We start from the raw sequence: 23622 nt of genomic DNA on the forward strand, positions 1-23622 counted from the left end.
CGGCGACAGGCCGCGGCAGCACCATCCGGATCCACCATCACGGAGGTACCGATGCGTTCCACGATCCTCAGCGCCAAGCATGTCGAGAACATCGAGACCGTCGAGGCGCCGGCCGTCGCTCCGGCCATCGCCCTGCCGGAGGACTTCCCCGTCGAGGGCGTCACCCTCGGCCGCCAGTCGAGCAACGACGGGGACAATTCCGGCGCGATGTGGTTCGAGTAACCACAGTCGGGCGCATGTGGCTCGCGTAGCCACAGTCGCACGGTAACCCCGGGGGCCGGCTCTGCCGGCCCCCGGCCCGTTTCGAAGGGGAGGCTCATGAACGAGGAGTGGATCACCGGCGGCAGCACCGCGGCCCCGTCCTGGAGCACAGGGCAACAGGTGGCGGGCATGCCGGGAGTACGGGTCGGGCCCGACAGCCGGGCCCGAGTGATGTCCGATGACCGGGCCCGGGTCGCCCTGGTGGGCGACTTCTGCCTGGAGCGCCGGGAGGAACGCACGCTGCTGGAGGCGGCGGCGGCCGGACGGTGGGCGGAACTGACGCACCTGCCCGGCTCGTACTGGGTGGTCGCCCAGAGCGAGCGGTCCCGCTTCGTGTGCGGAGACCTCTCCGGCTTCCGCACCGTCTTTCACGCCGAGCAGGGCCCGCACACCGTGTGGGCGACCGGGGCCCGGCGACTGGCAGAGCAGTGCGGCGCGGCGCCGGACCTGGCGATGGTGGCGGCCCGGATCGCTGCCGGCCCGGAGCACTGGCCGCAGCGAACCGTCTACGACCGGATCCGCGCCGTGCCACCGGGCTTCGGACTCCTGCTGGGCGGCGAGCGGCCCGAGATGGTCGAGGTCAGCGGGATCGAGCCGGTGGCCACGCTGGCGCAGGGCGCTCCGGCCTTCAGGGAGGCGCTGGAGCGGGCGGTGCGGTGGCGGATGCGGGCGGCCGGAGGCCTGGCGAGCGCCGATGTCTCCGGCGGCCTGGACTCCTCCACCCTAGCCATCCTCGCCGCCCACCACGGTGAAGTCCGGGCCCTCACCTACGCAGACGCCTACACCTCCGCCGAGGACCTGCGCTACGCCCGCCGGGCCGCGCAGCACATGGGCGTGGAGCTGGAGGTCGGCACCGGGGGGCGGGAGCAACTACCTTTCAGGTGGCGAGCGGACCAGCCGCTCACCGATCAGCCGGCCGCGGTGAGCCTGACCACCGCGCAGCACGCCCTCTACCTGGGCCCGGCCGCGGGCCTGCCGCTGCACTTCACGGGCAACGGCGGGGACGTGGTGCTGGACTCGTGCAGCGCGGCGTGGATCGGCCGGGTTCAGTGCGGGGACCGGCGGTCGGCCCACCGGCAGGTCACGGGCTGGGCCCGGGCCCGCAACCGTTCCCCGCGGGCGCTGTGGCGAGCGGTGACCGCCGCGGCCGGCACCGGCCACGCCGGGGCGCTGGAGAAGGCCGCTGACCGCGTCGAACGCGGGGACTTCGCGACGCAGCGCTCAGGGGTGTGGTCCTGGTGCCACCTCGGGCAGTTCGGGGCGTGGCTGACCCAGCCCGGCCGTGCGGCGGTGGCCGCCCTCCTGCGGGAGGCCGCCGGTGCGGCAGAGCCCGACGCGCGGGCGGACCTGGTCGAGCAGCGGTCCTCTCTGCGGCTGGTCGGGGCCGACGCGCGCGACACCATCCCGCTCACCGCCCCCTGGCGCATCCGGCAGGTGCACCCCTACCTGGACAACCAAGTCGTCCGGGCGGCGTTCGCGATCAGCCCGATCGAGCGGCATGGCGTCAGCTCCTTCAAGCCGCTGCTGCCGGCCGCCGTGCCGTCCCTGCCCACCTGGCTCACCTCCCGGCACTCCAAGGGGTCCTTCTCGCGGCAGTTGACCGCCGGGATGCTGCACCACCGCGGCCCGCTGGCCGAGTTAATCCGCACCAGCCCCCTGGTCACCGCCGGGCTGCTGGATCCGGAGCTGGCCCTCACCGCCCTGGCAGCCGTCGGCGGGACACAGGCCCCGGCGCTCTATGACCTCCAGCGGCTGGTGATGTCCTGCCACTGGCTCGCCGCCGGCACCATGCCGCAGATGGCGCAGACGTGTTGAGCGTCCCGGGCCACGTCCACTGGGCCCGCTGCGACGACGGCGGCACCGCGGTGCTCGACCTGCGGACCGGGACGTGGCACATGTTCAGCGGCACCGGCGCACGGATCTGGGACGCCATCACCCTGCGCGGCGGGGTGGATGGGCTGGCCGAGGAGATCGCGATTCCGTACGGCTACGACCTCGGCACCACCCGCAACGCGGTTGAGACCTATGTGATGTCCCTGTTGGGCATGGGCCTGCTGACTGCGGCCACCCGCCCCACCCGCCCCACCCGTCCTCGGAAGCGGCGGTGGCGGCGATGACCGACATGATCTACGCCCCCGCCCGCCCGCCGTGGCGCCGCCGGCTCCCCGCCCACCTCGCGATGACTGCGGCCCTGTGCGTGAAGGCGCTGCCCGAGGCCCGGCGGATGCGGGCCCGCCTCGCCCTGGTGAGCTGCACCCGCCCGCTCCCGGCCGCCGCCTCGCACGACGTGCGCGAGCTTTACCAGGCGGTCATCGCCTGCCAACCGCTCTGGTGGCGCGGCCAGATCGACTGCAAGGAACGGGCCCTGGCTACCGTCCTGGCCACCGCCCTGACCGGGCGCCGCTGCCACCTCGTCCTTGGGGCACGTAGCCTGCCGGCCGCGTTCCACGCCTGGGTCGCTGCCGCCGACGGCACGTCGATCGGAGACGAGGAGGCCGGCGGGCACGATCACCCCTGGACACCGGTCTACACCACCCCCTGAACCGCCGGGGGCGGGCACGCTTGAGCCTCCCCGCCCGCCCCCGAATCACCCAAACGAGTGAAGCCGCACTATCGCGAGTTGACCTCACGGGGGCGTGAACAGCCGCGACATGCCGCAGCATCACCAATGCGGTTGCTCGCCCCCGCCCTGCTCCCCGCCAATGGGTCGGGTGATTCCCCCGACCACCACCGCCGCGGTTCCGGCCGCCACCCCGCCACCCGTCACCACGCCAGCGACGTCCCCGGCCCCCGGGGCGCCGCCGATGATGCGACTGACGGAAGACGAGCACGCCGAGACGCGGATCAGCACTCGGGCGATCGCCGCCCGCCTGCCCGCCACCCTCCAGCGGGCGTTCCGCCTGAGCTGGCGAGCCGACCGCGCCGCCGTCCTCACCCTCGCGGCCTGCACCCTGGCCTGCGCCGCGCTGACCGCCACCGCCCTGCGGGCCACCGCCACCCTCCTCGCGGCCCTCCTCGGGGCGGGTAGCGCCACCCACCGCCTGGACCAGGCTCTGCCCGCCCTCATCCTGGTCGCCGTCACCGCCTGCGGCGGCTACCTCGCCGACGCCGGCGCCCGCCTGGCCGCCGAGCGGCTCGCCCCGCAGGTCAACCGGGAAGCCGATCTCGCCGTCATCAGCGCCAGCGTCGGTGCCGAACTCGGCGCGTACGAGAACAGCGCGTTCGAGGACGGGCGGTTCAACGCCACCAAGGGTGCGGAGAAGATGCCGGAGCTCATCACTGGCGCCCAGACCCTGATCGCCTCCGCCGCCCAGCTCCTGGCCGCCGTCATCGTCGTCGCCACCCTCAACGCCCTCCTGCTGCCCCTGCTGCTCCTCGCCGTCTTCCCCCGGGTGTGGGGGGCGGTACACGCCGCCCGCCTGGACCACGAAACCGCGCACCGGGGCGCCGCCGACACCCGCCTGCGCCGGGTCCTGGCGCAGTACACCACCGACCGGGGCACCGCCGCCGAGCTGCGCGCCGGCACCATGGGCGCCTTCCTGCTGGAGCAGTACAGGGTCATCTCCGGCCGCCTGGAGCGCGAACAGCTCACAGCCGCCCGGCGCGCCGCCCTCACCCAGGGCGCAGGGGACCTGCTGGCCACCGTGGCGCTCGCCGCGGTCTGGGCCGGGGTCCTCTTCCTGACCCTCACCGGCCGGATGCCGGTGGCCACCGCGGCCACCACCGTCCTGGTCGTCCGCACCGCCAACGCCGCCCTCGCCGGCAGCGTCCGGGCCTCCGCCCGCCTGTTCGCCACCAGCCTCTACGTCGCCGACTGGGCGAAGTTCATCGACGGCGCTGGCGCGTGGGCCATGCGCCGGGGCGGCAAGGCGGCCCCGGCCGCCGGCCCGGAGGTCATCCACGCCCAGGACCTGAGCTACACGTACCCCGGCAAGGAGTACCCGTCGGTGCGCGGGGTGGACCTGACGATCCGGCGCGGGGAGATCGTCGCGCTGGTCGGGGAGAACGGCTCAGGCAAGACCACCCTCGCCAAGCTGCTCACTGGCCTTTACCTGCCCACGGGCGGCACGGTCACGTGGAACGGCGTGCCGCTCTGCGACCTCGACCCGCAGAGCGTGTGGCGGGCCACGGCGATGGTGCCGCAGGACTACACCCGCTGGCCCCTGGCCGCCCGCGAGAACATCACCCTCGGCCAGCCCCGGCCGGGAGGGGACCTGGCAGTGCACGCCGCGGCCGAGCAGGCCGGCGCCGACACCGTCCTGGGGACCCTGCCCGACGGGCTCGACACCTCCCTCGCCCGCTCCTGGTGGGGCGGACACGACCTCTCGGGGGGCCAGTGGCAGCGCATCGCCCTCGCCCGCGCGTTCCACCGCGACGCACCTGTCGTCGTGCTGGACGAACCGACCTCAGCCCTCGACGCCCGTGGCGAGCATCGGGTCCTCAGCCGGCTCCGAGAACTAGCCAGCGGGGAACGCACCGCCCTGTTCATCACCCACCGGCTCGCCAGTACCCGCTCTGCCGACCGGGTACTGGTCATGCGGGAGGGGAGTGTCGTAGAAGCCGGAACCTACTCCGAGCTGCTGAACGCCGGAGGGCTGTTCGCCGAGCTTCACCAGCTCCAGGAGTAAATTCGGACATACACCGCGTTCGGCTCTAGGATCCGCGAGTCGATGCGCAATGTCGGTTGAGGATGCGCAGTGAATGCGCAAATCTCGGGACTGGTGCGCATTTATTAGGGCCCGTAGCTGTCGTTCTTCTCTGGGCGTGCGCTGCCCGTGCTCCGTACTGTCCTCACCAGGAGCACCTCACCGGGCCCTGGCGCGCGGCCAGAGCATGCCATTCGCGGTGTGGATGACCACCCAGCACCCGGGTCTCGGGGTGCCGATGACCTTGACGTGTGCCCACTGAGCGATGTTCCCGCGGTGGAAGTGCTGGAGCGGTACCGAGAGTTCTGGTCGCTTGACCCCTTCCTCCTCCAGCGGGACTCCGCTGAGTTCATCCTGCGTGGGTGGCGGCACCAGGGACGTGTCTTCGTACCGCAGCCACGCCCACGGTCCGGAGTCAGACGTGAAATCGAAGCTGCTGACGATGGCCTCCTCCACCATCCCCGTCTCCATCACCATCGAGATGGCGTACAGCCCAGAGCTTCGCAGCATGCTGCGTATTCTGAGGAACGTCCAGACGTCCCCGAGCGCCCAGAGCGCTAAGATCACTGAGACGCCCAAGGCCAGCGTGAAGGTTCCGGTGCCGACGCGTTCGTACCACGTCGGACCGGTCAGAGCGCCCTGCGCCAACGTCTCGGGGACGAGAGTCGACAACCACAGCGGAACCCGCAAGGCAGCCCGCCGGAGGCGCCGGTAGCCGCTGTCGGCTTTGTACTCCTCGGGTGCGGGGCTCAAGACGGGGCGCGCGTCGAAGGGAGCGGCGTCATCACCGACGCGGGCCGGATCGTCCGTCGCAGCCGTTTCGGCCGGCCGCGGCGGGCGTCGCGCGAGCGGAATGGCGCCGACGCCGGCGTCCATCTTCATGTGCGGAACCTGCCCAGAGGCCCGCAGTTGGCCATGGATATACCGGTAGATGTCATACGTCGTGACAAGGCCGTCCCGGCCAGGGGCACCGGATCTCAGCCCCGTGACCAGATGCCGGGTGAAGGGGCTGGCCACACCCGCCGCCTCGGCGTCGGCTGAGGTGTCCCCGTGGCTGGAGCTCGTCATCACGAACCGGCCGTCCCCCTCCAACTTGGCGACCGGATCGTCCCCCTTCACGGCGGCAGCGCCGCTGAAGCAGCAGTCCAGGACGACAACGATCGACCGTGACGCGCACCCTGCGATCAGACCGTCGATGAACTCAAGCTCGACGGAACGTGCCTGAAGACGTCCGACCGTGGTGTCGCGCGCACACAAGCGCAGCCTGTTGCGGAGGTCGAGGAGGCCGTGCCCGCTGTAGTAGAGGAAGAGCTGTTCGTGCGGCAGCGCGCTATCGAAGAACTCCGCCAGTTCGTCCCTGATGCTCTGGGTGGTCTCCTCCAGGACCGTCCTCACGGCGTCGGCCTGGTGCAGGCCGGTGTCAGGGTCCGTCAGAGCCGCGGCCAGGAGGGGGACATCCGTCGGTGGCCCCAGGAGGGTTCGCAGATGCTCGGGGTCACCGGGGAACTCGGAATTGCCGATCAGAAGCGCCCGGTAGGCCCTCCCCGACTCACTCACCCGGTACACCGTTCGGATCGGCTAGCTCATCGACAGCCGTAGCATCGCCCGCTGCCGCGCGCAGGCCGTGCTCCAGCGCACTGCGCACGGTCTCGTTGTCACTGGTGCTGGTGGTTACGGTGAACTCGCCGCGGCGGCCGTCCACAGTCCAGGTGAGACGCACACTGCGCCCTCGATCGCGCTTGAGCCATGCGGTGAGCCCTGCCACGACGCCCGCGACGATCCCAGGGCCGGTGAGGTGGAGAATCACATCGGAGAGGGTGCCTTTGGTTCCCGGGACCGGTTCGGAGCGACGCTCCAATGGACCCGCAGCCTCTTCCAGTGCCGTATGCAGGAGAAGTACTTGGCTTCGCCAGCGGTCGTCGTCTTCGTCGAAGCGGTCGCTCCGAGCCTCTAAGTGAACCTCGGGCATGGTTCCGCCCTCCCCGTGTTCCGGTCCCACGCCGTTTGTACACGAGGTGCGCGCCACCTGACAGCCCCATACCGCTCGGCGACGGCGCAAGACGCCAGACTGGAGCGGCCCCCCCGACCATAAGAGCCCTAGACAGCAACGTCACGCCCGAGACAAGCCGGTGTCACTTACTCAGGGTGGCCTCCAAGCGACCTCCTAGACGAAGATTGCGCACCCTCGGCCGACATCAGCGCTGCGCATCAAGCTCGGATTCCGATGCTCTCGCAGGAAACAGCGCGCACAAAAACAGGGAACCTACAACGGCGGGACGGTCGAAGCACGGCGTGTCGGGCCCAGGCACGGGTAGCCTTCCGCGGAGGCGTTGAAGCTCTGCGACGAATTCTGGCGGAGCGAAGACCGGAAGCCAGTCAAAACCGAGCATTTATCCGACGCGCCGGATGTCCCACTCGTACTGCTCCCAGTACCCGGCCAGGCTGATGATCTCGACTGATTTGCCGGGCCTGGGGGCGTCGACCATGCGGTTTCCGCCGGCGTAGATCCCCACGTGGCCCCAGTTGTGTTTGTTGAAGACGATGAGGTCGCCCGGCTGCATCTGATCGCGTGGGACGGATGTCCCGACGTGGCGCTGCTCCTGTGAGGTGCGTGGCAGTTTCACCTTGTGACCGGTGCCTTGATAGACGGCGTACGAGGTCAGCCCGGAGCAGTCGAACCCTCCGCCGGATTTTCCGTCGATGGTGCCGCCGCCCCACATGTAGGGGACGCCGAGCTGGGTGTAGGCGGCTTTGACGATCGCGTTGGAGGCAACGTCAGCGTTCGAGTCGGCCCCGCTTGGCTGCGCGGCTGCGTACGTCTTGGCTTGGGCGAGGACCTTCTTCACGTACCAGTCGGCGTGGTTGTAGGAGTAGATCGCCTTGTACAAGCCTTTGCTGGTGCCGGTTTTGGCGCCGTTGGCGCACAGCATCCGTGCCGCGGCATAGACCGCGTCGGTGGGGTCCCACGGGCTGGGCGGCTTGGCGCCGCCGGGCGGCACCGGATACGCGTACCCCTTGAACGTCGACGGCAGGAACTGCATCGGCCCGACCGCGCCGGCCGAACTGCGCATGGTGGGGTGGCGGGCGTGGTCCGTCTCGACCTTGCCGATCGCGGCGAGCACCGACCAGTCCAGCCCGCGGCACGCAGCCGGCGCCGCCTCCTGGTAGAGAGCCAGCATTCCCGAGGGGATGTCGCCAACCTGGCCCCCTTGCGCCGATATCTGCGAGCCGGTCGTTTCCTCCTTCTCCTGGTGGCCGGCGGCGCCGTTGGCCACAGCAGCAACGAACAGCACCAGGACCCCGATCAGTGCGACCGCCCCAGCGCCGAAGGTGGTGGCGGCGATGACGGTTTTCTTCACGAGCGCCTCCTGGGCCGGGTGGGCCGGGGCGGCGTGGGCTGACGGCGGGTCGGCACGGACGGGGTGATTGGTCGGTTGGCGGCGGCGCGGTTGCGGATGCGGTGCAACCGCTGCTGCAGGTTCGCTTGCTGGCTGGAGGCCGGCGGCGTCAGGGGGCGCTGCGGGACCATCTGCGTCCGTCGGCTGCGCCGTGGTGCGGCAACGGGCGGCGGGGTGAACGGCCGGCCCGCAGTGCGGCTTGGTGCCGGGGTGGTCGGACTGCGCCTCCAGTGGGAGGAGAGCACGGGAGGCAGACCGCGACGAGCGCGGATCCGGTTACTGGCCCAGCGGCCGCCGATGCTGCGCCAGTACTCGTCGGCGAAGTTGTACACCTGCGGCTCATAGGTCTCGCGCGCGACATCGAGGCGGTCCTTGAGCTGGGTGGCCGCGGAGGCGACCTGACCGGGGATGGCCTGTGCCGCGGCGGCGGTGCGACGTACGGCGCGTGGCCCGTACACCGGCAGTCCAACTGTCGAGCGCAGCCCGAAGCCTGCCATGCGCACGCCGGCCCGTCCTCCGGCCCGCACGGTCTTCTCGGCGCCGCGCGCGAGACTTCCGACGCCCTTGGCCAGGCGCCCGGTCAGCGCACGGGCACTGCCGGCTCGGCCCAGGCCGCCGACCGCGCCGGCGGTGCCGCCGGTGGCGGCCATCATGCCGAGCATCAGCGCGGCCCCACCGATCTTGCCCAGGGTGCCGCGCCGGCCACCGCCGCCACCGGAGCCGAGGTCGGAGGGGGCGGCCGCGCCGCCGAGTTTGGAGGCTCCGACGCGTCCCTTGAGGCGAGCCGCCATCTGGTGCGAGGCGCGGGTCAGGCGCTTGCGGAAGAGGATCGCTCCGACGCACAGAATGTCGACCATGACGAACCGGACGACGATGCCATCAGGGATGTCCTTCGGCGCGGCCGAGACCACGGCGGTCACGGCCACTGTGAATACGGCGAGGCCCAGCACGAGAAGAATCAGCAGGGCTAGGCCGCGGGCGATGGCTGCGCCGCGCGACCACAGCCATGCCCTGCCCGGTCCGGGCAGGGTGCCGACGATAAGCGCGCAGCGCAGCAGCATCGCCTCGGCGGCGAGCCAGACCTGGGCGGCCAGGTAGCCGCCGGCGAGCCCGATGATCAGCACGCAGACCAGCAGTGCTGCCAGGAGCATGAAGAAGGCTCCGGCCAGCTTGTCCACGGAGGCCTTCTTCGCCTCCTTGGCGTTGCCGCTGACGCAGGCCTTCTCGAACTCGGCGTCGGGCTTGGGCCCGAAGGTATCCGTGCCCCACTGCGCTGCCTTGTCCCGGACGAAGTCCTCGATCTTCCCGCCGACCCCTGGCAGGAGGATGTCGCCAACGCCCGGCATCTTCCGGAGCTGCTTGGTCTGCTGGGCGATCTGCTGGTTGACGAAGGCCGTCTCGATCCGGGAGGTCGTGAACCGCGAGGCGCATTTGTGCTTGTCGTCGGTGAACGTCTGGCCGTAGGTGAGCACCTGTGAGGGCTGTACCACGAACGCGTTGACGAGTTGGTCGGTGATCGGCGTGGTGATGCCGGCAACAGAGTCTGTCGCCGAACGTCCGGTGGGGTCCTCGTTGCCCATGACGATGGCCGCCACGGCGACCCCCAGATCGCGCGCCTTGCCCACCGCGCCGTCGGGGCCGAGCAGCGTCTGCGGCGGCGAGGCAAGGCTGGTGACCGCGAGCGCGGAGATCAAAAGGGACGCGGTGAGCTCGCCCCAGCCGCGGGAGCGGTCACCGAAGAAGAAGTGCCACGCCGCGACGGTGCCGCTGAAGGCGAGGAACAGGCCGGGCAAGCCGAGCTGAAGCAGGACGCTGTTATAGAGGGAGTCCGATACCGCCAGAGCCGGCTTCAGGAGCAGCGAGGCCAGCTTGAAGCCGAGGGCCCAGGTGAGCAGCCAGCAGGCGAAGGCCACCAGCCACTTGGTGCACATGAACAGCAGGCTGGTCAGCCACTCTTCGACCTTCAGATCCCAGTCCGACCACCCGCCGCTCTCGGAATCCACCTTGAACGCGCTGACAGGGATGCCGTGCTCATCAGTGACATGGAAGGAGTCGAGGAGGTCGTCCTTGCCGATCCCCATCCGCTTCAGCTTCTTACGCAGGCTCTCCTTCTGCTCCCGCAGCGCCTTCTTCGCGGCCGTCTTGCCCTGTGCGGTGTCCTCATAGGCCACGCCCATGCGCCCGTCCGGCGTCGGCCGCTGGCTATCCGCTGTGTGCTTGGAGGAATCGGAGGGGGTGGGCTGCGCGCTGATCGACGCGGAGGGCTTGGGCTCGGGAGCCGCGGCGGCGTGCGCAGCCACCCCCATGGTGAGGGCCCCCGCGGCGCACAGCACCAGCACCAGCCGCCAGGCCCCGCGCCGCCCTATGCTCGCCGTCTGCCCGGCCAGGCGCAGCCACCTCATGCCGCGAGCGCCGGGTCGGAGTGAATGGCGGCAGCAGCCTCGGGGTCGGCGGGGATGATGACCTGCATCCCGCCGATCCGCGCATACAGGTCGCGGTGCAGGCACTCGCCGGCCCGCTGAGCGCGGACCTCGTCGGCCACGTCCATGGGGGACAGGCCGGTGGTGACCAGCTCCACCAGGTCCGCGTCGTCCGGGTCGAGGTCGAGGAAGGCGAGGCCGCGCTTGGCGAGGGCGACGTCGGTCTGCCGGAACAAGAACTTCCTGGGAAACAGCCCGCGGATGACCTGACCGGTGGCCGAGCCCTCCGGGCCGATGTCCTCGCCGTCGTGCGATCCGACCAGGCAGCCGGCGTTGTGCTTGCGGCCGTCGCGGACAAGCTCCAGAAGCAGGGACATGCCTTCGGGGGAGGAGGTCAGCCACCAGCACTCGTCCCACACCGCCACGCAGAACTCACGAGGATTGGCAAAGGACACTTCCCGGCACAGCGCCGCGATGAGATACAGCGCCGCCCGGCCGAAGACCTTCTCGAACTCCAGCGTCGACAGCCGGTCGGCGGCCAGCTCGTGTTCCTTGGGCAGGGCCAGGTTGGCGGTGGCGAACACGATCGAATCGGCCCGCGTGGTGTCCACCACCGGCAGCGTGGGGTCGAAGATGGTGCGGGCCAGGTCCTTGCGGGCCACCGAGGTGAGCTTGCGCGCCACGGCGTTCGAGGTCGCATCGTGCTTGCCGCGCGCCTGCAGTTCGCCCACCAGCGCAGCCATGGACGGCGCCGGCCCGGCCAGCGTCGCCTCGATCGCCTCCGACAACGCGATGCCCTGCTCGCTCATCGGGCCGATGCCCAGCAACAGTGTCAGGAACGACTCCGTACGGCGCTGCGCCTGGCCGGCGTCGCGGATGGTGCGCAGCGGGTCGAGGGAAACCTGCGCGTGGTCGTCGATGGTGATGACCTGGGTGGTGCCGGGGCACGCCGTGGCGAAGCGGACCCATTCCTGCTGCGGGGTGCGGTCGACGATGACCGCCCGGCCGCGGCTGCCCGGCTGTCCCGCCTTGCGGCCGGCGGCGAGGATGGCGTAGACGGCGGACTTCATCGCGACGCTCTTGCCGCCGCCGAGTTCACCGACGTACGCCGCACTTGCGGACGCGGACTTCTGTGGGCCCAGCGACCAGTCAGTCAGCACGGGCCGGGTTCCGCCGCCGGACAGCTGCAGCCCGTACAAGGGCCCCTTGGCATCCCCCAGCGCCGATCCGGCGAAGGCCCCGGCCATCGCGAAGTCCCTCGCGAGGAGCACCTGGGCATAGCTGAGCATGATCTTGGGTGTGCGGGCGCCCGGCAGCATTCCGTAGAACAGGTGCTCCTGCTCCCCGACGGGGCGGATGAAGGTGTAGTCGTTCTCCCCGAAGTGGGTCTTCAGGTCTGCGGCGCGGGCCTCGGCCTCGGCCGGGCTCGTGCCCCAGACACACAGCGTGCCCATGGCCTGGACCTCGACCTCGGACTTCGACCGGGTCACCGCGCTGCGGAAGTCCGCCATGTCGTCGGCGGCCTCGTGCACGTGCGATGGCACACCGGAGACCTCCCCCTCGTACTCACCAGGCTGGTTCGCCAGCTCATTGGCCTGCCGGCGGGCCTTGGCGTTGGCGACGGCACCGGGGGTGACCTTGAGGCGCATCACCCAGTCCACCGGAAAGGCGAACTCGTCCAGCGCGGCGAGGTATTCGGAGCCGGGGAAGACGAACCGCTCCGGCATCTCGGCAAGGGACAGGAACGTCTGGTAGGAGTCTCCCCACTCGGTGGAAACCTGCAGCCAGCGCCGTCCGAACCGACCCTTGGTGTGCGCGTCGTCTTCCTTACCGGCCTCGGCGGCCGGAGCGGCGCCCTCCGCAAGGATGACCTGACCCAGGGCCGCAGCTCCACGGCCGCGGCCCCGCCCGGTGCCCTGGTCCGGTTCGGGCAGCAGAGGCTCCAGCACTCCACGCCGCGCGCTGTGTCCGTAGATCCACAGGATTTCCGCCTCGGTCGCGGCCCGCAGAGCGATCGTGGAGGGCCAGGTCCCGGCGAGTGAGCGCGCCTGCTTCAGCCGGCGCTCCTCTTCGCGTGCGCTGACCGGTGCAGGCAGCAGGCCCAGCTGCAGGGCGATTTCCGCGCGAGTCGCATCGAACGCCATGCCGGCCGCCTGCTTCTTGCTGCCAGCGGGCAGCGGGACGGCCAGCCAGTCCACGCGGCTGGTCAGCTCCATGCGCTCCAGCTGGTCCCACACCCGCGTCGCCAACTGCTCATACCGCTCGGATGCGGCCAGGTCGACGTCGTCGGTCATCTTGCGCACCACCTCGGCCGGGTCGACCTGCGGGCACAGGGACAGGAGCATCGACTCGCCGTGCAGCTGCTTGACCAGAGATTCCAGGGCCCGCAGACGGCGTTCCTTGACGGTGCGGGAGGACTGCGCGTGACCGCTGCCCTCCACCCGCCACAGTGCCCAACAAGTGCCGTGCCGGGTCCAGATGACGTTCCCGGCGATGTGCCGTACAGGAATCCGCATTACTGCCCCCGCTCGCTCGTGTCCGTGGCGGTGGCCTGGCCGGTGGCGCGGGCGGCGAGCAGAGCCCCAACACCCGACGTCACCCGCACCGCAGGAGCACTGCCCACCGGGCGGCTGATGGCCGACGGGATCTTGGGGTCATCAACTGGGGGAACAGCGCGCATCGGCTTAGTGAGAGCGGGTCCGGCCGCCTGCCGGGCGGTCGTGATGCCCGTCCCGGTTGTCGGCTGCCAGGTCAGCGTGCAAAGACCCATCGCGGCGCCACGCCGGGGCTGACGTACAGGGCGGCCGTCCATCCGGCCGGAGTTTCCGCTCACAGCCAGGCCGAGGGCGCTGGCCGCAACGGCCAGCGGGTTGCGACCGTCGATGTGGATGCGTCCCACGACCAGCGCCAGGGCGTAGGGCACACCGACCAGCACCAAGACGTCGAGCAGGCCATGGTGCGCCCACAGGCCGGCGGTCAGCAGCAGCCCCGCGAGGGCAGTGGCTGCGACGACGATCTGCGGCCAGGTGTAGGGGCCGCCCCAGATGCGGCCGCCGCCGGGCCAGTTGCCGACGACGTTCTGGTGCCGGCGGGCCTTCGTGTAGCAGCGGCCGATCAGCGGTTCCGGCGCAGCAGCGGTGGTGCTCATCGCCGGCCACCGTCCAGCGGGTCGATGTGGTCGATGACGCGGACCGCAGCGGCAGCGTTCGTCTTGCCGGAGGGGTTCTTGATGTCCTCGCCGATCTTGTCTCGGACCGAGGTCATGTTGACGACGATGGCCAGGACCACCGCCCCGCCGAGCGCCGCTACTCCGGCCTTCATCACGCTCTTGGTCTGGCCCCATACCACGGCGATTGAGACGACATACATCAGCCCCAGCACGCCCACGAGGAAAAAGTTCTTGAGCTGGCCAACGAGGCTGTTGGCGTCGGAGATGGCCCCTGCCATCTGCATGAGCCCGTTCATGAGCCCTGTCCTTCCTGATTTGAAGAGTTGTTGTCGGGCGTCGTCAGGGCCGGTGCGGCCTCGAGCGAGGCGACTTCCCACCGGCCGTCTCGAGCGCGCAGTTCGATGGCGTACGTCATCGGGCGGCCGCTCGTGTGCTGGCCTTCGCCCTCGACGTCGACCAGGAGCCGACGCTGGACACCGTCGGGCGGTGTTTGGGCTTCGGCACCTTCGGCCGGGCCCGGCCCGTGGTCGGCGATCTGCGTGACGGTCACCGCCATGTACGGAGCTGGCCGCACCGCATGCAGCGTCGTACCGGGGGAGAGGTAGCGGTCCAACTCACCCCGGCCCGTCAGGTACGCGGCCAGGAAGCCGTTGACCGTCTGGACCGCCGGGTCGGATGCCAACGGCGCATGCGCCGATCCGTACGACAGCTCAGGCGCTGCGCCCTTGCCGCCGGTCGGGGCGGCTACCTCGGCGGGCAGCGCGGCCGCGACCCATCCCGAGGCCGCGCCCTTGGTCCCGGTTGTGGCACGCACCGGCACCTGGAAGTACCGGATGTGGCCTTCGCTCTCCTTCGCCGTTCCGGTGATCCGTGCGGCCACGGTCACCGACCAGTAGCCGACGGAGATCTGCCGCACCTGCACCGCCGACGCCGACTCCGCGCGCTCCGCCCCGTCCCCGGCTGTCCACGTCATGGAGCGGGCCGCCGGGTAGAACGCGGCGAGCTCCTCCGCTGCCGCGTCGCTGTCGCCGGCCTTCACGTAGGCGGCGACGTACAGCTCGGCAAAGCCTGCCGGTGCCACCGCATCCGACGACGCCGGCTGCGCATGCGGCGCCTCCGCTCGTGTGGACACGGCTACCGGCTGGGGGGTGGAGGCCAGGGCCCACCCGCCGAGCAGCGGACCGGACAGCAGCAGCCCCCAGGCGCTCCACCGCACTACAGCCGTCCAGTTCGCCATGGCGCCGGTCGACATCGACGTGGTGGCCCATCCGGTGTCCGGCACCGCAGATTCCTCCGCCGGGGGCGCCTGCTCTTCCTTGCGGCGCCACTTCATGACCGCGGCCCCTTCCGGAGCAGATGTCCCCACGTGCCGGTCGGGTCCAGAACCCAGACACGTCGGCCGTCGCGGTGAGCGGCAGCCAGCTGGCTCTCGAGGGCCGCCTTCATCAGCGCGCTCTTTCCGTGGCCCGCAGGGCCGAACGTCGCCTTCACGCGGTCACCCCGCTCTGCCCGGTCTTGGTCCGGGTCAGCTCGGCGATCCGCTCGCGCAGTCGCGCCGGCGGAAGCGCCAGCACCTCCCGCACCAGGACCTGCGCCTCATCGGCGTCCCGCTCCACGTACGACCGCAACTGCTCGTGGGTGTCGGCCGAGAACGGCTCCGTCACCAACGCGACCGCCAGCTGCGTCGCCCGCCGGCGGATCGCCACCAGCCGCAGCTCCTCTTCCTTCAGCTCCACCGCATCCCCCTCATGTCCCAGCCCCTCCGTCACGACGGCTCCCTCCGCTGCGCTCGGTGCGCGGAATCCCCGCACACCACAGAGAGGGGAACCGGATCGGCCCTGATGTGACACCGGAGCCGAAAAACTTCTGCTGACCTGCTCACGCGGCCTCCACCCACTGCGGCGCCGCCGCCTGGCGCAGACGCGCTACCGCCCGGCTGCGCCGCTGCCGCAGCGCGGCCGGGCTCACGCCCAACGCCTGCGCTGCGGCGACGTCCTGCGGCGCGCCCTCGCGGTAGTGATCGCAGATCCCACAAGCCGCCTCCGTGGTGAGCACCTCGCGGTCCAGTGCCCACACCAGGAGCGCGACCATTTCGCCGCGCACTCCCTCCAGCTCCTCCACCGCACCCGCCGCGGCCTTCAGGCCTGCTTCCTCGGCGGCTCGCGCCAACAGCGCCGGCGCAGCAGCGCGCCATGTCTCGTCGCCACTGGGGTAGTCCGCCAACAACTCCTCGTCCCACAGCGTGGAGGGCGCCAGCTCCTTCTTGAGCTCCCGCGAGACGCGATGCCACAGCTCCATGCGCAGGCCCCGCGCCAGCTGCCGCGGGCGCCGTGCGACCGGGTAGCGGCGCACCACCTCCCACAGCGAGGCGATCACCAACTGCGCCACGTCCTCGACGCACTCGCCGTCGCGCAGGCAGCGGCGCAGCATGCGCTGCGCGCACGGGAGCATCGCCTGGACCAGGACGCGGGCGGCCAACTGGGCATCCGGCCCGTCGCCCGCGCTCACCCGGTGCAGCAGGACGCCCATCCAGGCGTCGCTGAATTCCGGCCCGTCGCTCTCGGCCCGCTCCCGCAGCAGGACACACAGCTCATCCAGATCAGCGGGGGCCTGGTCTGCGTCCAGCACGCCGGCGGTGAGCATCCAGGAACGCACGCGTTCGGCGCCGCCACGGCCGGCGCACAGCCACTCCCACTCAGCATTCAGGCGTGTGACCAGCGTCGGCTGTACGGCATCCACGGCAGGCTCCTTTCGGATCGACTGCCGTGAACTCTGCTCACCACCCCTTGCCAAACTGCTTACCCCGAGTGGACAAAAGAGCAGGTCAATCGGGGTATGCGGTGGGGTAACCGGTGGGGTATCCGCACCGCCCGGCGCGGGTATCTGCCCACGGGGCACCTTCCGGAGGGCGGCTGGCAACCTGTTGGCGCTGCGGTCGACACAGGGGCCCCTCGCGCCTGCGGTGCTGGTCACCACCGTTTCCACAGCGGATCGGGCCGATGCAGGGCAGGGTGTGTGGCGTCCGTCAGGTCGCCCGCGTTCAGGACGCTGCCCCGGCGGTACGCCCCGTGGACGGACTTCTCTCGCGGCCGATGGCCGTTCGGACATCGAAGAGCGTCGTGGCCGCTGTCCATCGGTCATGACTGGTCCGGTGCCATTGGCTGATGCCAACCGGTCGGCCAAGGCGACGCCAGGGGCCACGGGGCGAGTGGCCGGCGGACAGCCTGGATGACGGCGCCCGCAGTTCGGGGTTCGAGTCCCCCCGTCAGCAGTGCGCGCCGCTGCTCTCGGCGATGGTCATGGCCGGTCTGGTGCGGTGGCCAGTGCCAGCAGTCGGCCACGGCCGTCGCCGACAGCAGCGGACGCCCGGTGACCAATCTGCTGCTGCAGTATGGCCTCCCGTGTTCGGTGCGCACGGAATCTTCGATCCTTTGCGGGTATCCGCTGTTCCCGCGCGCTGGGTAACCGGATACCCGATTGCTTACCCCAGCGCCTGACCTGAGGTGTTAAGGAGGCCGCCTGCACCATGACAGCTCGCCGGACGGCTCCGACCGCACCGGTCACGGGCACTGGGCGAGCAACGACGTCGGCGTCGGCCGAATCGGCCGTCGTCGAACAACGAGGGGTGGCCGACGGCCAAGACGTTGTGCGTCGCAGTGGTGGCCGATGGGCGATGGCCGATGGCCGATGCAGCTCGTCGGCCATGACCGATGGCCGGGCGACGGTGCAGCGCACGACGGCAGGCCAACTGCTGTGGGTTGGCGCCAGGGTCTCCGGGGCGGGTGCGAGGGGGTATCCGCTGTGATAGGTGCCTCGCCGATGCGCCGTGACCGGCCCCTGTGACCGATGCGCTGCTGAGTTTGCTTCCCACTCGTCCGGTCTTCACTGCCTCGCACCTGCACAACCGCACCGCTACGTTCGCTGTGCAGCCGAGCCCGGCTTGCGAGGGTTGCGGCGCACTCCCCGAGGTGCGCCGCAACCCGGTCACCTGGCTACGCCGATCACCGTCGACTCCGTGCGGCTGGCGGCCATGACATCGAGGCGGGGCGCTCGCCGCCCCGGAGGCAGATGCAGTTTCGCGTCCCCTGCGTGACGCACGTCAGCCCCGACGGCCGCCATCTTGCCCCGGGGCTGACGTATGTGGGGAGATGACCGATCGACGGCCGGCGGAGAGGCACCACCGTCGCCCAGTCCACGGCGACCGTGGTGGCCCCGCGGAGGCTGACAGGGGCGGGGAGGGCCGGGGTAAGCCGTCCAGGTCTCCTGCCGGGAGCGCTTCCGTTCCTACTGCCGTACCCACTTCCGTGCCCGGCTTGCGGATGTCTTACATTTCTCCTGGTCAGCGTCTACTTTTGGGCCTGACCGGCGCCGTCATAACCCTCTTCTCTCCTCTCTTTGTCAGTTGGAGAGGAGACCATCGGGTTCCGGGGGGCGGACGCCTCCACGCCGGCCATGCCGGAACGGATACGGGAGGGGCAGGGCTGATGGCTGGGAAGAGGAAGACGAACCCGGGCGGGTCGTCGAATCCGCTGCGCGCGGACGTGCTGCGGGTGCTGGGCGTGCTGAAGGTCGCGACCGCCGAACAGATCCAGCGTGCCTCGTCTCCGCACCTGACCTACCGGCACACGACCAAGGACACGGAGGCCAAGCGCAAGGAGGCGCGGACCGCCGCGCACCGTGGTGCCCTCGCGGATCTGCGAGGGCACGGCCTGACGCTGGACGGCGGGCGTACCAAGGGCGGGGAGGTGCTGCGGAGCCTGACGCCGCTCGGGCTGGAGGCCGCCTCCTATGAGCTGGGGCGGCCGATGGACGAGATGGGCGGCACCGCCCGTGGCGCGGGACGCGCGGGTGCGCCGCATCCGATGGCGGTCAACGAGACGATCCTCGCGCTGATCCGCCCCAAGCCGGACCTGGCGCTGCTGAACGGGGAGCCAGCCGAGGCGATGGTCGCGGCCGAGGCGGCGGTGGCGGCGCCGGCCGGGATCGGCCAGGTCGCCTCCTACGCGACGGAGGTGCCGCTGCCCTCGAGCGGCACCTGGGCCAGCCCCGGAAAGGGCGGCGTGCAGGCCGACATCGTCCTGACCGCGCCGGAGGCCGGGCTGCCACTGCTGTTCATCGAAGTCGACAACTGCTTCGAGACGCCCGCGAAGATCGCCGAGAAGTTCGACAAGTACATGCGGTTCTACCGGCGACAGGTGAAGGACACCGACGGCAGGGAGAAGGCGATGTGGCGCACCCGCTGGTCGGCGCCCGCCGGCCAGTACGGGGAGGTAGTGCATCCACCGGTCCTGTTGGTGTTCAACAAGCTCGGCCCGCGCAACCCGGACACCACCGCTCAGCAGCTCGCCGACCTTACCCGCCAGCACTGGCAGGGACAGGCGCACAGGGACCATCACACCTATGACGGGAAGATCCCGATCGTGGTGACCGGCCTGCAGTTGCTGCGGGAGCACGGCCCGGCGGGGCCTGCGTTCTTGCGCCTTGGCCGAGACCACATGCAGCCGCTCCTGGAGGCGATTGGCAATCCGCGCCGGGACGCTGCCGACGCCCGCTACCAGGCCGAGGAGAAGGCCAAGGCGGCCGCGTACCGGGCCGGGAAACAACGTGAGGCCGAGCAGAAGAAACAGGAGCGGGAGGCGCGGCGGCCCGTGTGCGCCGACTGCGGCACGAAGTTCACCGATGAACGGTGGCGCAGCGTCGAAGAGGCAGCACAGTGGCACGGCGCACACAGGCACCAGCAGCTGTGCGAGGGCTGCAAGGCCCAAGCTCTGGAAGCCGACCGCCTCCAGGCCGAAGCCCTCGAAGAGCGGGACGCTGCGGCCGCGGCAGACGTGCCCAAGCCCCGCGGCTTCCTCTCCCGCCTGCGCTCGTGACCAGCGCAGCCGCCGCGCGGCTCGGCTGCAGCCGCGACGTCCCGGCCCCCGGCCCCAGCAGGATGTAGTCCGGTGACTCACGACCTGATCAGGCGCCCGGAGCAGCGTTACCGGTGCTCACGGTGCCGGGCCGCCTTCCTGACGAGGGAGGGCGGCCAGGCCTCCCGGTTCGAGTGCCCCGGTGTGCCGCTGGCTCACGGGGCCGAAGGGCAGCGCGAACACGTTATCTACCCCACGTGGTCGAAGGACCGCAGCTGTGCCACATGGGGGTGCCCGGACCCGGATCCCGCGCATCAGTGGCACGGACCGGATCCGTTCTGCGATGAGCTGTCGTGCGGGCGGTGCATGCACTCTTGCGACTGCGACGTATGCGAAGCGTGGGTGCGGGCACCGGGATTGTTCCGTTTGATCGACAGCCGGGAGGCGTGAGCTGTGAGGGGTGGCCGCGAGGCCACCCCTCTCGCTTTCGCACGCCGTCGCGAAGTACACGCTGGTCGGCCGGACCGCCGAGTACCACCGTAAGCAGATCCGTCAGGCCCTGGGGTTCCGGCCGTCGACGGTCGCGGACGAGAAGGCACTGACCGAGTGGCTGGCTGTGGAGGTCTGTCCGGTCGAGTTGGTGGAGGACCGGCGGCATGAGGCCCTGCTGGTCGAATACCGAGCTCGGAAGATCGAGCCGCCGGGCCCAACCCGGGTCTTACGACCAGATGGTGAAGTACGCCACCGCGCTCCGCCTGGGGACGGCGGAGGCCGAGCAGGTGCTGCGGCGCTTCACCCGCGGCGGCCCCAAGCACCCCACCTGCCAGGCTCTCGAAGAACTCGGCCGGGCGGTGCGCACAGTCTTCGCTTGCGGCTACCTGGCCAGTCCCGGCCTGCGCCGCGAGATCCACGGTGGGCTCCAGGTTGTGGAGAACTGGAACAGCGCGAACACCGTGCTCCACTACGGCAAGGACGGCGCACTGATCGGCCCGTACCAAGGAGCATGCGGAGACATCAATGGTCGCGCTACACCTGCTTCAGTCCAGCCTCGTACACATCAACACGCTGTGCTCCAGCAAGTCCTGGCCGATCCGAAGTGGGCGAAGAAGCTCACCGATGAGGATCAGCGCGGCCTGACCGCGCTGTTCTGGTCCAACATCAACCCGTACGGCACCTTCCGCTTGGACATGAGCAAACGCCTCGACCTGGGGGCAACTGCCACCGCGCCCCGTCCCCGAACGTCGGCAGACGCCGCCGACCGACGTCACGCGGCAGCGTCGTCGGGGTAGCGGGCCAGATGCGTCGAGCGTGCCTGTGATCACCCGGGTGGGAGCACACGACCATGACGTCCGGGCCGGGTGCTCCGTTACTGCTGGTCAACCGAGGGACTGGCGAGGTCGGGGCGGGCGATGGTGTGACGTCTCGGCGCTGAGGGGTCGTGGTTCTCGATCAGCTCGACGATGAACTCCAGCATCTCGGGGCTGACGCCCGTGCCCCGGCAAGCCGTTACGTCGGCACCCAGGTCTTTCAGCCGCATCAGGGCCTCTTGGTGGCGCTGGAGGTCGTCGGGCGGGGGTGGGGCAGACTGCGTCATGTTATTTCCATCGTGCTGGGGGACGGCCGCAACCTTACGCGGCCGTCATTCCTCGTGAACATTCGCGAGTTCGCGGACCGGCAACTGCTGCTGAAGGTCATGGACACGCGCTGCTGCTTAAAGTGAACGGAGCCAACGGGTGGGGCGGCGTGGCGTTGCTGTCGTCTCCGGTCCATGGCCGGCGTGGCCCTGTCGCGCTGCCCCTCGCGTGCCCTGGGCGCCACTAGTCGTACGGCCCCGCTGCCGCGCCGCCGCGCGGCTGTACGGCTAGGTTCCTTGTGCGGCCTTCTTCTCCGGCTGGCGAGGGCTGCGGCGCACTGACCAGGACGGAGGTGGGCCGCAGCCCGCTCATCGGCTGTACTGCTGAGCGGGAGCAAGGCAGCTGGGAACCAACGGTGAACGGCGGCTCCGGCTGTATCGAACCACCGGCCCGCGCCGCGGGGGTCGTCCCGTGTGCGCTGATACACCACGGGTGTTCCCGGTTTCTTTGAGGGGGAAGCCAGCTGTGAGCACGTGGGAGTTCGTTAAGGCCCGTACTGTCGCCGACGGTGGTGCCGTGTGGCGTTCCAGCGACGGCTGTCTGTTCAAGCGCACCGGCGGTCCGGAGCTGCTCGAGGAAGCCGAGCTGACTCGGCGCTTGGCCGGCGCCGGGTACCCGGTTCCCGAACAGGTCGACAGCGGCCGTGTCGCCGACGGCCGGTACTACTTCACCGAACGCAGCGTCGGAGCCTCTTCCCTGCACGAGATGGCCGCCGCCGACACCCGCCGCGGCGGCCGGACCGCGCATTCCGGTGCCGCAGCGTTCCGGCAACGGCAAGGCGGTGCTACCGCTGACCCGGTACGTCGGGGGCCTGCATGCCCACAAGCACGTCCTGCCCGCCATCGACGCGCCGCCGGCGCGGCCGCGGCAGGTCTCCCATGACGGGTACGGATGGCTGTGCGTCCTGTACGGGCGGCTGTGGCTGGCGCTCGGCGAGCAGGACCGCGACCAGCCGCCCGACGGCCTCTACACCACCGGCGCACCCTCCGAAGTCATCGACCCCCGGACCCTCGCCCCCCCCGCACCAAGGGCTACAAGACCGAACGCTCCGAAGGCGGCCCCGCCTCCGACGCAATGCGCGAAATGGGTATAGCACTGCCCAAAGGCTGACACCCGCGCCACAAAGCTCAACGCAATCCCGAAGTTCAGACGCTTCAGTCCCTGATCGCTGCAACAGAACACTCTGACCTGCAGATTTTCACGTCGGCCTTGCGGGTGGGGCCCGCGCGTGCTTCAGCCAGGTCCCCACTCTGTAGCCCTCCTGGCGCCCAGCGGCGCCAGGAGGTGGCCCGCCTCGGCCAGCGGCTGGCGGGATCGGAATCCAGCTGATCAATGGCCGAATCGCCAGCCTCCGAGTCGTTGCCTCGGGTCTGCATCGTGAGAGGCACTGCGAGAGTCATCGCCTATGTGACCTGCACGTTCGCCATCAGCGCTGGATGCCGCGCGGGTCCTGGCTGCGGCACGCAGCGCCACCTCGCGTCAACGCAATGTTGATACTGTCGATGTGACAGCAGGCTCAGGGGGGAGAGTGCGAGGGTGTCGTCGAAGACGTCTGTCGATCCGGGGGAATTGCGTGCCGCGGCTCACGCGGAGGACTCGATCTCCCAGGACATGACGGACAAGAATCGCAAGGCGATCAGTACCACCAAGGACGCGGGGGCGTCGCTCAGGGGCTGGTCGTTGTCGGAGGCATTGCAGACTGTGGCCGACACCTGGGGGCCGTCGCTTGACGGTATGCGCCAGCGTGCCGCAACAGGCGCCTCCAACCTCAGGATCTGTGCCGACAGCCACGAATGGAACGACGCCGCGGCGTCCAAGGACTTTGAGACGACGGGTGTTCAGGCCCAGTCGGCGCCGCAAACCATGTCCGCATTCGGTGGACCGGGGGGCATTGGGTCGGAGGGGCAGCACGCGATGCCGGGTTCCGGGTTGCTGCGCGACAGTCTCCAACCGGACTCCACGATCGGCGGTCCCGGAGCAGTCGGGTCCGAAGGCCGGCACGCCATGCCTGGTGCCTCGTCGCTGCGCGACAGCCTCTCGGACGGAGCCGGTGCCGGTGGCCCTGGAGCAGTCGGGTCCGAAGGGACATCACCGGTGGCAAACCCCGCGTTTGTGGACCGTGGGGACGCTTCGCATCCCGGTCGCGATGCTGGCGCCGAATGGACCGCCGACGAGATGCAGAACGCCAAGCCAATGAGGGCGCCGACCGGTGACTCCCCCTTCGGGTGAGAATCGACTGACG

General features: G+C 70.3%; 19 protein-coding genes and 1 pseudogene. 9 read left to right on the forward strand and 11 right to left on the reverse strand.

Translation table 11 applies throughout. The annotated features are described in order from the left end of the window. The first annotated feature begins 51 nt into the window (after window positions 1–51). The 5 genes from AC5677_RS41550 to AC5677_RS41570 all read left to right on the forward strand — a co-directional run bounded on the left by AC5677_RS41550 (window position 52) and on the right by AC5677_RS41570 (window position 4889). Window positions 52–222: a hypothetical protein gene (locus tag AC5677_RS41550; protein WP_497197102.1), complete on the forward strand. Its 171-nt coding sequence runs from the start codon at window positions 52–54 to the stop codon at window positions 220–222. 96 nt (window positions 223–318) lie between these two features. Continuing rightward, complete coding sequence (locus tag AC5677_RS41555; protein ID WP_497197103.1) at window positions 319–2076, forward strand: asparagine synthase-related protein; 1758 nt, start codon at window positions 319–321, stop codon at window positions 2074–2076. After that, complete coding sequence (locus AC5677_RS41560) at window positions 2070–2378, forward strand: PqqD family protein (protein WP_497197104.1); 309 nt, start codon at window positions 2070–2072, stop codon at window positions 2376–2378. Before AC5677_RS41555 ends, AC5677_RS41560 begins: the two co-directional genes overlap by 7 nt. After that, complete coding sequence (locus AC5677_RS41565; RefSeq protein ID WP_497197105.1) at window positions 2375–2803, forward strand: lasso peptide biosynthesis B2 protein; 429 nt, start codon at window positions 2375–2377, stop codon at window positions 2801–2803. The genes AC5677_RS41560 and AC5677_RS41565 overlap by 4 nt, the downstream gene beginning before the upstream one ends. 262 nt (window positions 2804–3065) lie before the next feature. After that, the gene (locus AC5677_RS41570; RefSeq protein ID WP_497197106.1) at window positions 3066–4889 is read left to right on the forward strand and encodes an ABC transporter ATP-binding protein; all 1824 of its coding nucleotides are present in this window, start codon (window positions 3066–3068) and stop codon (window positions 4887–4889) included. A 177-nt stretch (window positions 4890–5066) separates the two neighbouring features. Here the strand turns inward: AC5677_RS41570 and AC5677_RS41575 are convergent, their stop codons facing one another. The 10 genes from AC5677_RS41575 to AC5677_RS41620 form a co-directional block, all read right to left on the reverse strand. Then, the gene (locus AC5677_RS41575; RefSeq protein WP_497197107.1) at window positions 5067–6464 is read right to left on the reverse strand and encodes a caspase family protein; all 1398 of its coding nucleotides are present in this window, start codon (window positions 6462–6464) and stop codon (window positions 5067–5069) included. Further along, complete coding sequence (locus tag AC5677_RS41580) at window positions 6457–6876, reverse strand: effector-associated constant component EACC1 (RefSeq protein WP_497197108.1); 420 nt, start codon at window positions 6874–6876, stop codon at window positions 6457–6459. Before AC5677_RS41580 ends, AC5677_RS41575 begins: the two co-directional genes overlap by 8 nt. A 421-nt stretch (window positions 6877–7297) precedes the next feature. Next, window positions 7298–8266, reverse strand: a complete 969-nt coding sequence (locus AC5677_RS41585; RefSeq protein ID WP_497197109.1) for a C40 family peptidase — start codon at window positions 8264–8266, stop codon at window positions 7298–7300. Next, complete coding sequence (locus AC5677_RS41590) at window positions 8263–10707, reverse strand: hypothetical protein (RefSeq protein ID WP_497197110.1); 2445 nt, start codon at window positions 10705–10707, stop codon at window positions 8263–8265. The genes AC5677_RS41585 and AC5677_RS41590 overlap by 4 nt, the downstream gene beginning before the upstream one ends. After that, on the reverse strand, window positions 10704–13166 hold the full coding sequence (locus AC5677_RS41595; protein ID WP_497197111.1) for an ATP-binding protein: 2463 nt from the start codon (window positions 13164–13166) through the stop codon (window positions 10704–10706). Before AC5677_RS41595 ends, AC5677_RS41590 begins: the two co-directional genes overlap by 4 nt. A gap of 74 nt (window positions 13167–13240) precedes the next feature. Then, complete coding sequence (locus AC5677_RS41600; RefSeq protein ID WP_497197112.1) at window positions 13241–13873, reverse strand: hypothetical protein; 633 nt, start codon at window positions 13871–13873, stop codon at window positions 13241–13243. Beyond that, window positions 13870–14190, reverse strand: coding sequence for a hypothetical protein (locus tag AC5677_RS41605; RefSeq protein ID WP_497197113.1), 321 nt, complete (start codon window positions 14188–14190; stop codon window positions 13870–13872). Before AC5677_RS41605 ends, AC5677_RS41600 begins: the two co-directional genes overlap by 4 nt. After that, entirely contained in the window at window positions 14187–15227 is a 1041-nt protein-coding gene (locus AC5677_RS41610; RefSeq protein WP_497197114.1) for a conjugal transfer protein, read from the reverse strand. The genes AC5677_RS41605 and AC5677_RS41610 overlap by 4 nt, the downstream gene beginning before the upstream one ends. Window positions 15228–15381: 154 nt before the next feature. Next, window positions 15382–15663, reverse strand: coding sequence for a hypothetical protein (locus AC5677_RS41615; protein WP_497197115.1), 282 nt, complete (start codon window positions 15661–15663; stop codon window positions 15382–15384). Between the two features lie 109 nt (window positions 15664–15772). Continuing rightward, window positions 15773–16633 carry an RNA polymerase sigma factor gene (locus tag AC5677_RS41620; protein WP_497197116.1) on the reverse strand — a complete coding sequence of 287 codons (861 nt, stop codon included), beginning with the start codon at window positions 16631–16633 and terminating at the stop codon, window positions 15773–15775. A 1745-nt stretch (window positions 16634–18378) separates the two neighbouring features. On the opposite strand from AC5677_RS41620, the gene AC5677_RS41625 reads away from it, so the two are divergent. Continuing rightward, window positions 18379–19767 (forward strand): replication-relaxation family protein, encoded by a 1389-nt coding sequence (locus tag AC5677_RS41625; protein ID WP_497197117.1) that lies wholly within the window; start codon window positions 18379–18381, stop codon window positions 19765–19767. A gap of 707 nt (window positions 19768–20474) precedes the next feature. After that, the gene (locus AC5677_RS41630; protein ID WP_497197118.1) at window positions 20475–21035 is read left to right on the forward strand and encodes a Tn3 family transposase; all 561 of its coding nucleotides are present in this window, start codon (window positions 20475–20477) and stop codon (window positions 21033–21035) included. 77 nt (window positions 21036–21112) lie between these two features. Here the strand turns inward: AC5677_RS41630 and AC5677_RS41635 are convergent, their stop codons facing one another. Continuing rightward, window positions 21113–21340: a hypothetical protein gene (locus tag AC5677_RS41635; protein WP_497197119.1), complete on the reverse strand. Its 228-nt coding sequence runs from the start codon at window positions 21338–21340 to the stop codon at window positions 21113–21115. 764 nt (window positions 21341–22104) lie between these two features. Between AC5677_RS41635 and AC5677_RS41640 the strand changes: the two are divergent. Both AC5677_RS41640 and AC5677_RS41645 read left to right on the forward strand, forming a co-directional pair. Further along, window positions 22105–22473, forward strand: a pseudogene (locus AC5677_RS41640) (DUF6009 family protein); the annotation flags it as partial. 443 nt (window positions 22474–22916) lie between these two features. Then, complete coding sequence (locus AC5677_RS41645; RefSeq protein WP_497197120.1) at window positions 22917–23609, forward strand: hypothetical protein; 693 nt, start codon at window positions 22917–22919, stop codon at window positions 23607–23609. The last annotated feature ends 13 nt before the right edge of the window (window positions 23610–23622 follow it).

It is taken from the genome of Streptomyces sp. JLSY215 (assembly GCF_059682825.1).

Bases quoted from the DNA above. Each gene is read 5' to 3' on its own strand.
- AC5677_RS41550 (WP_497197102.1), top strand. From the start codon at position 52: ATGCGTTCCACGATCCTCAGCGCCAAGCATGTCGAGAACATCGAGACC.
- AC5677_RS41555 (WP_497197103.1), top strand. From the start codon at position 319: ATGAACGAGGAGTGGATCACCGGCGGCAGCACCGCGGCCCCGTCCTGG.
- AC5677_RS41565 (WP_497197105.1), top strand. From the start codon at position 2,375: ATGACCGACATGATCTACGCCCCCGCCCGCCCGCCGTGGCGCCGCCGG.
- AC5677_RS41580 (WP_497197108.1), bottom strand. From the start codon at position 6,876: ATGCCCGAGGTTCACTTAGAGGCTCGGAGCGACCGCTTCGACGAAGAC.
- AC5677_RS41610 (WP_497197114.1), bottom strand. From the start codon at position 15,227: ATGAAGTGGCGCCGCAAGGAAGAGCAGGCGCCCCCGGCGGAGGAATCT.
- AC5677_RS41635 (WP_497197119.1), bottom strand. From the start codon at position 21,340: ATGACGCAGTCTGCCCCACCCCCGCCCGACGACCTCCAGCGCCACCAA.
- AC5677_RS41590 (WP_497197110.1), bottom strand. From the start codon at position 10,707: ATGAGGTGGCTGCGCCTGGCCGGGCAGACGGCGAGCATAGGGCGGCGC.
- AC5677_RS41570 (WP_497197106.1), top strand. From the start codon at position 3,066: ATGATGCGACTGACGGAAGACGAGCACGCCGAGACGCGGATCAGCACT.
- AC5677_RS41605 (WP_497197113.1), bottom strand. From the start codon at position 14,190: ATGAACGGGCTCATGCAGATGGCAGGGGCCATCTCCGACGCCAACAGC.
- AC5677_RS41625 (WP_497197117.1), top strand. From the start codon at position 18,379: ATGGCTGGGAAGAGGAAGACGAACCCGGGCGGGTCGTCGAATCCGCTG.
- AC5677_RS41630 (WP_497197118.1), top strand. From the start codon at position 20,475: ATGGTGAAGTACGCCACCGCGCTCCGCCTGGGGACGGCGGAGGCCGAG.
- AC5677_RS41600 (WP_497197112.1), bottom strand. From the start codon at position 13,873: ATGAGCACCACCGCTGCTGCGCCGGAACCGCTGATCGGCCGCTGCTAC.